The following is a 14397-nucleotide window of genomic DNA, read 5'->3' as shown; positions in this document are numbered from 1 at the left end:
TGGACAGCACCACAGCAACCTCCTCTATGGCCAACATCACGGTTACCGGCGGCCGGCTGAACGTCGCCGACATGCTGATCGCCGGCGTCGACTATGCGCCGCCCGCCCCGCCTGCGGGGGATGCCCCGCGCGTCATTTATGGCACCACCGGATCCGATACGCTGGTCGGTGGCACCGGCGACGACATCATCTCCGGCGTGCCGGCCACCGGCACCCACCTTGGCCGCGGTACCGTCGATCGGTTGACGGGCGGCGGCGGCAATGATCTGTTCATCCTGGGCGATGCGCGCGGCCGGTTTCATGATGATGGCAACAGCCGCAACGCCGGCACTGCCGATCGCACGGTCATCACCGATTTTTCCGAAGGCGATCGAGTGCAATTGGCCCCTGGCCGCTATTTCCTTCGCGGCGCCACAATCGACGGCGACAAAGGCACTGGCATTTACCACGACAGCAACGGCAACGGGAAATGGGACACGCGTGATGAGATGATCGGCTTGGTAATGGGCAGCAAGACCATCAGCTTTGCAGATATCATCTACGCCTGAGACCATGATATGCGCACCGGCTTGCACCATTTGGCAGGTTTCTGGTGTGAGTTATGCACCATCGCCTACGGAATTGGGGGCCTGTTGGCGGTGGTGGCTTGCTTCAAACGCAGTCGTTATTGACCGATGTGTGAAGCGTCCCGGGTTTTCCGGAGGCTCCTGAATGTGAGAAGGAGCCTGCATTATGAGCAAGACATCGAACAGATTTTCGCCTGAGGTTCGGGACTGAGCGGTTCGCATGGTTGGCGAGCACCGGGCTGACTATGCATCGGAATGGGCGGCGCTGACATCGATCGCTGGCAAGATCGGCTGCACGACCGAGACCCTGCGCCGCTGGTGCCGCGAGGAGGCGAGCCGACGAGGGGCGCCAGCGGCGCAGCTATCCGACGACAAGGCCCGGCTGAAGTTGCTGGAGCGCGAGGTCAAGGAACTGCGCCGGGCCAATGAGATCTTGCGCAAGGCATCCGCATATTTTGCGCAGGCGGAGCTCGACCGCCGCGACAAATGGTGATGGCGTTCATCGACGCCCATCACAAGGACCTGGGGATGGAGCCGATCTGCCGCGAGCTGGCAGTCGTCCCATCGTCCTGGCATGAACACGCTGCCCGGCTCGCTGATGCCGGCAAACGGTCGGCGCGGGCGCAGCGCGATGACGTTCTGCGCGCCGAGATCGAACGTGCCCACGCTGCCAGCTTTGGCCTCTACGGCACGCGCAAGATCTGGCACCAGCTTCGGCGGGAAGGCACCAAAGTCGCCAAATGCACCGTCGAACGCCTGATGCGTGCCATGGGGCTGGCAGGGATAAGGCGCGGAAAGAACACGATAACCACCGTCAGCAACCCCAAGGCGCCGTGCCCGCTCGACAAGGTCAACCGCGCGTTCAAGGTGACCCGCCCGAACGCGCTGTGGGTTGTCGATTTCACCTAGGTCCATACCTGGGCCGGGTTCGTCTATGTGGCGTTCGTGATCGACGCCTTTGCCCGGCGCATCGTTGGGTGGAAGGTCAGCACCAGCGCCACGCCGGGTTCGTTCTCGATGCGCTGGAGCAGGCAATTCATGCTTGCAGGCCCAGCGCTGACGATGGCTTGATCCATCACAGCGACAGGGGCGTGCAAGGCGGTTTCAACCGGTCGTCGCAACGCCTTCTATATGCAGCTTCGCCAGAAAGCCGTCGAGCGCCTCGGCGGGGGTTTTCCAGCCCAGCGTCTTGCGGGGCCTGGTGTTGATCGCATGAGCGACGGCCTCTACAAAGCCGAGGTCATCTGGCGGCAGCGGTCGTGGCCGACCGTTTCGGCTGTCGAGATGGCCACCCTGCGCTGGGTCGATTGGTTCTACAACGACCGGTTGTTCGGACCCATCGACCACGTCCCCCCGGCCGAGGCCGAAGCCAACTACTATACCGCCACAAAGGACCTCGATCTGGTCGCGTGACTCAAACCAAACCGCCTCCGGAAAACCCGGGACGCTTCAGTGAGTAAGAGCGGTTAGGGTAAACGCTTTGTGTGTGGCTTGTAAAACCAGGTTGGCGGAATGGTCGACATTATACCGTCAGGTGAAATAATCATGCAAAACGCACCAAATTATGTAACTATTAATGTCAGCTAAACGTTCACAGCAACAGCGGAAATACATATACATCATACATATACCTCATCATCAATCAATATACCTCTATTTAGTATACATAAATCTCCTTTCCACATCGAGAGCCGACTACTATTACCGGAGCCAGAGCGCCATTTTGATTGGCAGTGGATGCTACCTTGGCAACGAGGAACGCCACTGCCGATCACTTTTGTTGGCGTGGCCGTGCTGAAATTTCCTGTTGGGGGTCTTAATGACGAAAAAACTTGGTCAGGCTGGACACGAGCAGGGGGCAAAGTTTGCGGCTGGGCAGCCCCCAAGCACCAAGTTCGATGACGCTCGTTCTGTTGTACAGGCAGATGTCGTTGGGAAAGTTCGGCTCAATCAGCACGCCGTCGCGATCAACAAAGCGCCGTCGGCTCTTCACAAGCCGGCCAAGGCTTCTTTCTGGAATGTCGTGGACCAGGATGAACGGTCCGATGAAACCGTGGACGATGCTGCTGAGACAGAGGCAGGCGTTATTGAGGTCTCGGCAACTGGTGATGCGGGCTCCGGTGGGCTCGGCGATGCGGGCTCGGACGGGCTCGGCGGCGAGGTTGAGAGTGCAGAAGCCCAGGAAGTTGGTGATGCAACTCCGCCAGTTTCGGTCGGTTCGGGCGGTGGCATTGGTGCACTGCCGCTAATCCTGGGCGGTCTGGCCGCCGTCGGCAGTGGTGTTGCAGCATTTGCCGGAGGGAGCAAGAAGAACAGTCCCCCGACCGTTACCGCCAATCAGGCTGTAACGACGGCCGAGGATCAGGCGGTGACTGTCACTGTTGTTGCAAGCGACCCCGATGGTGACCAGCTGACCTATGCGGCCAGTGCGCCGACGAAAGGTGCGATTGTTTCGAATGGTAATTCGTTCGTGTACACACCCGGCCGGGATTTCAACGGCAGCGATTCGTTTACGGTAACGATTTCTGACGGTCGCGGCGGCACAGCCACGCAAATAATTAATATTACCGTTACGCCGGTAAACGATGCGCCGGTGGTGGCTAACCCGATTGCGGACCAGTCGGTGCCGGAAGACACGGCGTGGAGCTACGTGGTTCCGTCCAATACGTTCACGGACGTTGACAATGCGACGCTGACGCTGTCGGCGACCTCGGGCGATGGCACGGCGCTGCCGGCGTGGCTGTCGTTCGATGCTGCGACCGGGGCGTTTTCGGGCACGCCTCCGCAGGACTTCAATGGCACGTTCGACCTGCGGGTGACGGCGTCTGACGGTGAATTGAGCGTGGCGGACACGTTCACGCTGACCGTGACGCCGGTCAACGATGCGCCGGTGGTGGCGAACCCGATTGTGGTCCAGTCGGTGATGGAAGACACGGCGTGGAGCTACGTGGTTCCGGTCACGACGTTCAGCGATGTGGACAATGCGGCTGAGACGCTGACGCTGTCGGCGACCTCGGGCGATGGCACGGCGCTGCCTGCGTGGCTGTCGTTCAATCCGGCGACCAGGACGTTTTCGGGCACGCCGCCGCAGGACTTCAATGGCGCACTGGACCTGAGGGTGACGGCGTCTGACGGTGAACTGAGTGTGTCAGACACGTTCACGCTCAATGTGGTTTCGGATCCTGAAGAAACATTGAGCATTGATGTTACGAATGACGCAGAGCCGACCATCTATGACGCCAATGGGTCAGGCTTTACTTTGGGTGACAATTTCCGCTTCACGGACAATTCCTCGCTCCCAACCAATGCCCGTATCGTGAACTTTGCCGTAGGTGACACGATCGAGGTTACCGGCTCATCCTCGGATTACAGTTTCTCGGCGTTGGGCGACGACCTGACGATTGTCTATAACAATACGGTTGCGGGTGTGCTCAACCAGATCACGCTCGTGGGCGTTCTGGCAGGTGTAAACGCATTCATATCGGACGAGGAAAGCGCGGAAGCAGCGCTCGGGTTTGATTTCTTCCGGGCCTTGACCTCGCCCACGGGAAATGGATCCGGACTGGATGCCGACGATGACGGCAACCTGTTGACGTCACGCTTGTTTGACGCGGCCGGCGCAGATTTCTCCTTCCAGGAGGACGCCAACGTCGCAAACACGGCATCGATTGTGAATTTTGCTGCCGGCGATCGCATCACTGTCTCGAATGCTGTTCCTGGAGCCTATAGTTTCTCTGGCGCAGCTTCCGATATCACGATCACCGCGAACCAGAACGGTGTGGTCAGTTCGATCACCCTTGTCGGGGTGAATCCGGGAAATCTCTTCGTCAACGATCAGGCTAGCGCCGAGGCTGCTGTTGGTTTCGACTTCTTCCAGTTTGCAGGTCTTCCGCAACCACCATCACTCAACGTCGTAATCGGGATCGATAATGGATCTGTGTTGGCATCATTCTCTGCCGCAACAGACAGCATAAACTTTACGGATGACGCTTCCAAAGAGACCAATGTTGTCATTGATGGATTCTCCAACGACGACCGCATCACAGTCTCCGGCGCTAGCGTACTCGATTACAGCTTCGGAACTGGAGTAGATCCAAATGATCTGGAGATCGTCTTCAATAATACAAATGCTGGTGTGCAGAACGTCATTGTTTTGAATGATGTTCTCGTCGGTAAGAATGATTTTATTTTCGATTATGATTCAGCCGCGTCCGCACTCGGCTTTGAATTCATGACGTTTGCCTAACCAGATTTCAGCAACTAACTTTGGTTGCATCGCAGTATTAAGCAGGAGCAGTCCATGACTAATCGTCTCATCCTAAGCCAAGGCAGCAACTTCACCATCGGCGCCGGCTCGTCCCTTACCACGGTCTTTGGTACCGCCGCCGGTAGCGAGCGGCTGAACATTGCCGTTGGCGCGCAAGTGGTCCTCGACTCCTCGTTCAACCGCGGCGGCGACGTCATCACCTTGGCGGGCAATGCGGCGAGCTACAGCGCGGTGCGCAGCGGTTCGTCCATCATTCTGATCGACACGAATGGTACTTCCGTGACCATTCCGGTCGGTACGGTTGGTGCCCAGATTGCCTTTGCAGATGCTCCTGCGCGCACTCTTGTGTTTGATCGCAACATCAACGCCATCACCTTGGGCGCTGACATTGTTGACGGCACGCCAGATCTGTTGACCGGGGGTACTGCTGTTACGCCCAACACCGCCCCGCGCGTGGCGGTGACCGCCAGCACCGATCCTTTGGGCACCCTCTCGGTCGCTTCTGCGGACGAAGGTCAGGCGCTCTATTTCACCATCGCCACGGAGAACGTGGCCCCCGGTACGGTGCTGTCCTACATCATCACGGGCAGTGGCCTGAACAGCCTTGATTTCGATGGTACGCCGCTTTCTGGACAGGTCCTGGTTGATTCGTCTGGCATTGCTGTCGTCACGGCTAATATTGCGGCAGATCTGCGGACCGAAGGTCCGGAAACGCTGAACTTCGTTGTAACCTCGCCGGCCGGTCCGGCCGGTGTGTCTGTTGTGATCAACGATACGTCGCAGACCCCGGTCGTTGCTCCGACCTATTCCGTGTCCTCGTCCGTTTCGCTGCTGAACGAAGGTGAAACGGTCACCTATGCGATCGCCACGACGGGCGTCGCCAATGGTACGCAGCTCAGCTACACGATTGCTGGCATCAACGCTGCTGACCTGTCGGCCGGGTCGGTGGCAGGTGTTGCCACCGTTATCAATGGTACGGCGTCCGTTTCCGTCACGTTGGCAGCCGACAATTTGACAGAAGGCCAGGAAACCATGGCCCTCACGCTTGCGCGTGACGGCGTGGATGTTGCAACCGGTCCTGTGGTTCAGGTGGTTGATAGCTCTGTCGGTAACTTCACCGTCACTGCCACCGATATCGTTACAGCCAACAATGCTGGGCGCGAAGTCTCCGTGGTGACCACCGCATCTGCGGACCCGGTCATCAACGTGGTGATTGCCAGTGATCTGGTGAGTGCCACGCAGGGTGTGATCATCCAGGGTGCTGGCAACCACGCTGTAACGTCTGGTGCGCAGAACGATTTCATTCGCATTGATGGCGCGGGCAACAACGTCGTTTCGACGGGTGCGGGCGATGATACTGTCCTCGCTGGTGCGGGTAATGACAGCCTGATTGGCGGCGTGGGCAATGATTCCCTTTCCGGCGGTGCGGGTAATGATACGCTGATCGGCGGCGCCGGTCGCGACACGCTGGAAGGCGGTGATGGCGACGACGTCTTTGTTGTTGGCGACGGCGAATTTGTCGCCGGGGAAATCATCCGCGGCGGGAGCGGCACGGATACGTTGATTGCATCAGGCACCAACAACTTTGCGGCTGGCACTCTGGACAGCATCGAGGTCATCCAGCTCAATTCGGTTGCTACCTTCACGGCGGCACAATTGGCGAGCGTGACCACGCTGACCGGCGATGGCAGCAGCGAAGTCACGATCGAGGCTGGTACCATTGATCTGCGCACTGTCGCGATCAACGACATTGGTCGTCTGACGGTCGCAGCCAACACGACTGTCACGCTGTCGAGCGCCAATCTCGCGGAGATTGTTACCCTCGTGAACAGCGGCGCTGGTGCGACGATCATCACGGATGCCGCCGGGTACGCGGCAACGATTGCCAAGGGTGCAGTCAACGCAAATGTCCAGGTCGTGGACACTCTTGGCAATATCCAGGCCAATCTCGTGGCTCTTGCCAATGCGGTTTCGATCAGCGCCGGCACCGTGTCGGTCGCCGACGCAGCGGCTCTTGTCGAAGCCGGCCTGGCACCTTCGATTTCGTTCATCCTGTCGGATACGCCTGCAAACCTTGCGCTTGCCGCTACTGCCGTGCTCCTGAATGCTGACGGCATGGTGGCAACGGCCCCTGCGAACGCCGTTGAAGCTGCAGCTGTCGAAGTCGCAGGTGGCGTGATGCGCGCTGCAACGTCGGCCGCCACGTTCAGCTACAGTGTTGTCGACACCGCTGCCAATTTGACCAGCGTCTCTGCTGGCCTCAACAGCGCTGCTTCCGTGACGGTAACAACCGTTACCACGGTCGCACAGGCAAATGCCATTCACGCAGCCGCCACCGCAGCCGCCGATGCCGGTGCTGCCATTCCTGGTGCCGGGAAGGCGTTGTCCTTCAGTGTGGAAGGAACCGCGTCGGATCTGGCTTCGGTTCTGTCGGGCGGCGCGCGCAATGCGGCGACCAATCTCACGGCCACGTCGGTTGCGAATGTGGCCGAGGCGAACATCATTGCCGCGGCAACCAATTCCGGTGCAGCGGTTTATGACGTGACCGGTACGCTGGCTGAGCTGACCAACGTCACCAACGTCGCCGGTGTGGATGACGCCCGGAATCTGACTGTTACGGGTTCGATTTCCGTGCTGGAGGCCGTGCAGGTCAATGCGCTGCCCAACAACGGGACGAAATCCTATCAGTTGGCCGACTCGCTGCAGGTTCTGTTGGCATTGCAGGGCGAGACCGTCACCAATGCGGCCACGATCGTTTCGTCGGGCGGGCCGTTCACGGTTGCCCAGGTCACTGATTTGGTTGCCAAGTTTGGCGGCGCCAAGATCGCCAATGGTACGTTGGCGGTCGTTGATACCGCGCAGAACTGGGCGTCGCTGACGGCGGCGCAGGCTGTTGAAATCAACGTCGCCGGTTCGGTCATCACCGGCGGCGTGATGTCGGTTGGTCAGGCTGATGCCATGAAGCTGGCCTTCGCTGATGGCGCCACGCCTGCCTATTCCTTGAGCGATACCGCACAGGCACTGGCCGGCGCGCGTGCGCCTGTGGTCAATGCTGCGGGTGCGCTCACGGCTACGACGGCTGCAACCATGGCCGAAGCGGCCGTGCTCGAAGCCTTTACCCCGGCTGCGGCATACAGCATTGCCGATACCGCCGCGAATATCGCCACCAGCACGGCCATCAATGCCGCTGCTGCCCGCAACACCGCGGTCAACATCGCTGCGTCGGGTGAGGCCACGGTTGCGCAAGCGACGGTCATCGATGGTGCGAGCAACAGCGGCACAACGTCTTACAACATTGCAGATACGGCTGCTGCCATCTTTGCAGCCATTGCTGGCGGCGCGAACAACGATGTCGTTGATCTTGCCAGCAATGTGCGTGCCACGGGTACGGCTTCTGTTGCCCAGGTGCAGGCCATCCTCGATGCCACCAACAGTGGCAGCACCGATGTGTCCGCGGTCAGCTTGATTGATACTGTTGCGGCGCTCAATGCGGCACCGGTCTCCGTCACCGGCGCCGTTGCCGGGATCACTGTGCGCGATACGGACGATGCCCTTGATGCTGCCGCTGCCGACACGCTGCGCGCAACCGCAAATGTTGTGGTCGTTGTTACCGATTCCAGTGATCTGACCGGCCTTGCGGGCCGTGACAATGGTTTCCTTGAGCAGCTTGGTGGTGTGGAAGTTGCCGGCCTCTTGACGACGGCCGATGCTGCCAATCTTGCCTTTGTAACCCGCTTTGGTGCAACGGCCACCTACGGCGTGACCGGTACTGCGGCGGACCTGCTGCTCCCGGCCAATGCCGGCTTCGTCAACGGTGCTGCCAATCTGGTTGCAGGTCCGGTATCTGTCGGCCAGGCCGCCAGCCTGATCGCCCTCAACAACAGCGGCACCCTGAGCTACTCGCTCTCTGGCACTGCAGCTGAAATCGCAACCGCGCCGGCGGCAGTGCTCTCGGGCGCAACCGGCGCCATCACGGTCACGTCTGGTACAGTCACTGCGTCGCAGGCTGCCATCCTGGCTGCGCTCAATGTTACCGGCACGTACAACGTCGCCGATACCGGGGCAGCGCTGTCTGCCGTGGCTGACACGGCCTTGCTGGACGCCAATGTCCTCACTGTTACCGTCACTGGCGCAGGCCACGTCACGCAGTCTGTGGCGGCGCTGGTAAAGATCTTCGGTGCGGGCGATGCTGCGGATTCCTACAGCATCAGTGACAGTGCGGCGAACGTCATTGCGGCTTCAGGCACTCTGCGTGGCTTTGCCCAGGATATCGCGCTGACTGGTGAATCAACAGTTGCCAACATTGCTTCGGTCCGTGCCGTGCAGCCCTTTGGCCAACTGCTGACTTACAATTTGTCCGACACCGCTGCAAATCTTGCCAATGCCCCGGCAGGCGTTCTCAATGGCGCAACCAATATTTCGGCTTCCGATGTTGCCGACGCTGCGCAGGCCGCCACGATCGATGCTGCCACCAATTCGGGCATCACAAGCATTGCCGCGCTGACCGACAGCGCAGCCGCAGTCGCTGGCTTGTCGGCCTCCGCGTTGAACCTGGTGACGGGGATCGTGACGGCCACTGGCACTGCAACCGGCGCTGAGGCGACGATCCTTGCCGCGTTCACCAAGCCCGTTGTGTTCAGCATCAGCGATACCGCAGCCAATGTTGCGGCGTCTTCCGGCCTGAATGAGGCCGTGAACATTGTGGCCACGGGGGCCGCCACCGCGGCTAATGTCGCGACCATCGTCGCTGCAACAAACTCCGGCACGAACACCGTTGACGCGGTCACCGACAGCCCGGCTGCGTTGGCTACCCTGTCGAACGCGATCCTGAACGCCGTCACGATTAACGGCGCTGTTACCGCGAACGCTCCTGCGTCAGCGGCCGATGCGGCTGTGCTGGCCGGCTTTACCAAGCCGGTTGTCTTCAGCATTTCGGATACCGCTTCTGCGGTTCTGGCGCTGACACCTTCGGTTCGGGGCGAGGCCGTCAACATCACTGTCACTGACGCGTTGACGGCTGCACAGGCGGCAACGCTGATTGCATCGACCAACGCTGGCACCGTGACCTATTCTGTTGCCGATACGTTCCAGAACCTGATTGTAGACGCAAACCAGGACAGCATTGTTGATGCGGATGCAGTGGTCAACGGCCGCACGGTCGTCGACAACGCCACTTCGGTGACCGTATCGCATCCGCTGACGATTGCGCAGGCGCAGCAGCTTGATGCTCTGGCCACCGCACCTATCGTTTATAGCATTGTGGACAGCGACCAGAACCTCGCGGCAGCGATCAACGCCAACTCCACTATCCTGACGGCCGCTTCTGCTGTCACGACGACAGGCGGCATTGTTCTCAGCCTTGAGAACGACCCGGTTAAGGGTCTGTCGATCCTGACCGACCGTGCTGGCAAAATTGCGCTGCCCGTTGATCTCGATGGCGCCGATTTCATTGTCGAGGCCAGCGTTGCGGATCTGGCTGGTGCCAATCGTTCGTTCTATGCGCCGATTGCTGCCGCCAGTGTGCGGGTTGTTGATACCTATCAGAATCTGACGTCCGGTGACCCGTTGGTGGAGGCCACGTTTGCCGTTCGCAGCACCACCGACATCACGGTGGCGCAGCAGGCGGTGCTTGCTGCCTTCCTGCCGTCTGCTTCAAACACCGCCTACAGCCTCAACGATGCTGCGGCTGTGCTTGCGGCGAATGCGGCTGTCTTGAATGGGGCGACCAACATCACCGCAACGGGTACTGCGAATGCGACCCAGGCGGCCACTCTGCTTGGCGCGGGCAACACCGGTTCGACCACGATCGCTTCGGTGACTGCAAACGCCACAGACGCTGTCAACTTCACGTTCGACGCCACTGGCAATGACACCATCCTGTCTTTGACTGTGACCGGGACTGCCAATGTTGGTCAGGCGACGGTCATCATCGCTGACCGCAATGCTGGCGATGTGCTGAGCGTTTCGTACAGCCTCAATGACCTCAGTCTAACGCTGGCTGGTGCGTCGGCTGATGTGTTGAACGGCGCCACCAACATCACAGGCACAGATGTCGCTACCGCTGCGCAGGCGCAGCTGTTGTTCTCGGCAGCCAATTCGGGTTCGACAACTGTGGCAGCCGTGACAGACACTGCTTCTGCTGTTGCCGGGCTTGTGCTCGGTTCGAATGACACGGTCACTGCCGTGACTGCCACTGGTCTTGCGACTGTGGCCGAGGCGAATGCGATTGCGACGCTCGATGCCCGTATTGGGACCAACGTCACTTATAGTTACACGATCCGGGATACTGCGGCGAACATCCTGGATGCGTCGCTGGCCGTTCTGGACAATACGAACGCAGACATCGTTGTCACTGGCACCGTTTCTGTTGCCGACACGGCGCGTCTGTTGGCCCTTGATACGAACACGACCACGATCGCCTTCACGTCGATCACGGTTGCCGACACGGCCGCCAACCTGCTCAATGCGTCGTCCGCAGTGAAGGCGCTCAACAATGGCGTCATCGCCGTGCAGGTTGAGGATGCAGCCACTGTCGCGTCCATCGGGCTGATTTCGGCCCAGTTCCTGCAGACGCCAGTGCATATTGGCCAAGGCGGGCTGATCTTCAGCCTTGCGGACAGCTTCGCAAACCTGAGTGCGCTAGGCGCAGCAGGGGTACGGGCCGATGCCACGTCGATCACGCTGACCAACCCGTCCCTGACGGTGGCGCAGGCCAACGTTGCGGAAAACTGGAAGTCGAGCGAAGGTGTGACGGCTCCAGCCGGCAGCGTCGTGTATAATGTGGCTGATACGGCCTCCAACGTGGCCGGCGCCGTCAGCAACATTGGTGTCCTCAATGATGAACTTGCTGCCGCACAGTCGATCACGCTGACGACTGCCGCAACAGTGGCAGAGGCTGCCAAGCTTTCGGAAACCAACATCGCCTATGCCATCTCTGACACCCCGGCCGCGGTCTTCGCTGCCTTCAACACGCGCAATGCCGTTGGCGCCAGCGATCGTGAAACAATCCAGAAGGCCACGTCGGTAACGCTGACGGCGCCGGCTACGGTTGATCTGTACGTCGGCACGGCGACGGAGCGTGGTCTGGATGAGGTGGCCAACCTGGTTGGTTACCGCATCGCCGACAGCGCCCAGAATCTGATTGCGGCATTGACCAACAATCTGGCTGCTCTGACGAATGCAGAGCAGGTACTGCTTGCGACCAACGCAGAATTGTCGGTTCAGCAGGCAACCCAGCTCACGACGATCACCAACTTCAATGGCTTCGAAGGTTCATTCCGGGTCATCGATACGGTCGACAATATTCTCGGCGCGCCGAACGGCTTGCTGGCGTCGGCTTCGAGTGTGACCCTGGAGGACAGCTTTGCCAACCTGATCACCCTTGGCGGTATCAATGTGGTCAAGCTTGCCTTGGGCCTGGTGGATGTGAATGTGCAGGTTACGGGCATCACCGTGACCCAGGCTGAGCTTACGGCCATCGATGCCGTGAATGGCAACGGGACTGTGACCTACAGTCTTGCAGGTACCATCGCTGAAGTTGCTTCCAACGATGCTGCCTTGCTCAATCAGGCGGTCGATCTGTCTGCCGGGCTTGCCGCGGTGGAGGATGCGACGATCGCCAATATCCTGAAGATCCTTGATGCCACGAACAGCGGCACAACCGATGTTTCGGTAGGCGTGGTGAACGCAGCCGGTGCATCGACCACCCAGCTTTCGGCGCTTGCTGCGTATGATGTGCTGCTGGGTGCCGCGGATGCGACAGATGTCGTCGATGGTCTCACGATCGGTCAGATTTCCAACCTGAGCGTTTCTGGTGCCTTGAGCATCGCCGAAGTCGGTATTCTGCTCGGGCTCGCCGTTCCCGGTACGGCCCTGGTCAACATCTCGGCGATGAACGCTAGCTACCTCGACACGCTGGTCGCGAATGCTGCCAACATCGCGGATCTCGGTATCACCGGTGTGCTTGGTGATACGGACCTGACGCTCACGGCTGCGCAATTTGCTGCGCTCGGGCCGAAGCTGGCCAATGCCTTGACGGTGAACGTTGATGCTGCTGGCGCCACGCCCGCCCAGATTGTCGCCATGGCTGCCAATATCGACAATATCAGCGGCGGCGGCATCGTGAACCTGACGCTCAACGCAAGTTCGGTCCCCGACTCCGTCTTCGATGCGGTGCTCAATCAGGCGACCGCGGCAACGGTTGTGGCAACGGGTGCAACGTTCGCCGAAGTCGGTTCGATCCTCGGTAACCTGTCCCATATCGTCGACAATGGCCTGACGGGTCTGACACTCGAACTGGCGGATTTCGACCTGCTGACCAGCGGTCAAAAGGCGTTGCTGAACCAGACGATTGCAGTCACCGGCGGCCTGACCATCTTTGGCACCAACTTTGTGGATGTCATCGACGTTAATCGGTTCACCAAACAGGTTGTTATCAATGGCCTTGCGGGTGATGACACGATCACTGGTGGCAGCGGCAATGACGTGCTGAACGGCGGCAGTGGCGATGACTCGCTGATTGGCGGCGACGGAAACGACACGTTTATATCGTCGGCAGGCAATGATGTTATTTCGTCGCTTTCAACCGGCGATGTTTTGATCGCGTCCGGGAACCACACCACGGTTGTTGTCCAAACCGTTAATGCGTTCGTGGCGACTGCGGAGACAAACAACACCGGGGCTTCGGTCACCATAAATGCCGCAAATTTCGGCCTGGTGGACATGACTGCCGCCACTGGCAACACGGGTTACACTCTGAATGGTTCCACATTCAATGACACTCTGATTGGCTCGAACTTCGCTGACACGATCACCGGCAACGGTGGTTCAGACAGCATTGACGCGGGGGCAGGTGACGACCTCATCATCTTCCCGGATTACATTCCAATGGCTAGCGCCCAAACCGTGATTGGTGGGAGTGGGATCGATACGCTACGCTTCGACACGAACAATGGAGGTCTAATAAACTCCGATTTCGTACGTGTGACAGGTATGGAGATAGTTGCACTCAACTTCACGGACCTCGCCTCTATTGTTCTGGGCAACTTTACTGATAGCGCGTTTGCTGATGGCATTACCATCACGGCACTCGCTGCGGGGGTTGGTCTAGACGTCCAAGGTTCGGCCTCGACCGTGTCGATCAACGCGACGGGTACCGACAACAACGATACGCTGGTTGGCGGTTCGGCTGCTGACACGCTGCTGGGCGGTGACGGGAACGACACGATCACGGGCAACGGTGGTGCGGACAGCATCGACGGTGGCGATGGTGACGACGTGCTGGTGTTTGCCTCTGCGGCTGAGTTGGCCTTGGATGCGACGGTGATTGGTGGTGATGGTACCGACACGATCCGGATGGACACTGGTGCTGCCGCGCTTGCTCTGGCCGACGCTGACTTCGCTCGTGTGACCGAGGTCGAGACGCTGGCGCTGACGGGTACTGGCACGCAGGCGGTGACGCTTGGTGTCAACACCAACGCAGCGTTCGCAACGGGCATCACGGTGACGACAGAGGCGACGGCCACCAGCCTGGACCTGCAGGGTTCGGCCTCGACCGTGTCGATC

General features: G+C 59.7%; 1 protein-coding gene, 3 pseudogenes and 1 other annotated feature. All 4 genes and pseudogenes read left to right on the top strand.

Going from position 1 to position 14397, the window contains the following annotated elements:
• Positions 1-548 (top strand): annotated as a pseudogene (locus ACTIEZ_RS10335) (hypothetical protein); the annotation flags it as partial.
• Positions 549-786: 238 nt separating this feature from the next.
• Positions 787-1979, top strand: a pseudogene (locus ACTIEZ_RS10330) (IS3 family transposase).
• Positions 1014-1130, top strand: a sequence feature (AL1L pseudoknot). (Overlaps the previous pseudogene by 117 nt.)
• A gap of 406 nt (positions 1980-2385) precedes the next feature.
• Positions 2386-4812, top strand: a complete 2427-nt coding sequence (locus tag ACTIEZ_RS10325) for a putative Ig domain-containing protein (protein WP_439546592.1) — start codon at positions 2386-2388, stop codon at positions 4810-4812.
• A 54-nt stretch (positions 4813-4866) separates the two neighbouring features.
• A pseudogene (locus ACTIEZ_RS10320) lies at positions 4867-14397 on the top strand (hypothetical protein); the annotation flags it as partial.

Origin of the sequence: Sandarakinorhabdus sp. (genome assembly GCF_051860625.1) — a bacterium.
In the GTDB taxonomy this organism is placed as follows: domain Bacteria; phylum Pseudomonadota; class Alphaproteobacteria; order Sphingomonadales; family Sphingomonadaceae; genus Sandarakinorhabdus.
This window is presented reverse-complemented; position numbering and strand designations above follow the sequence as displayed.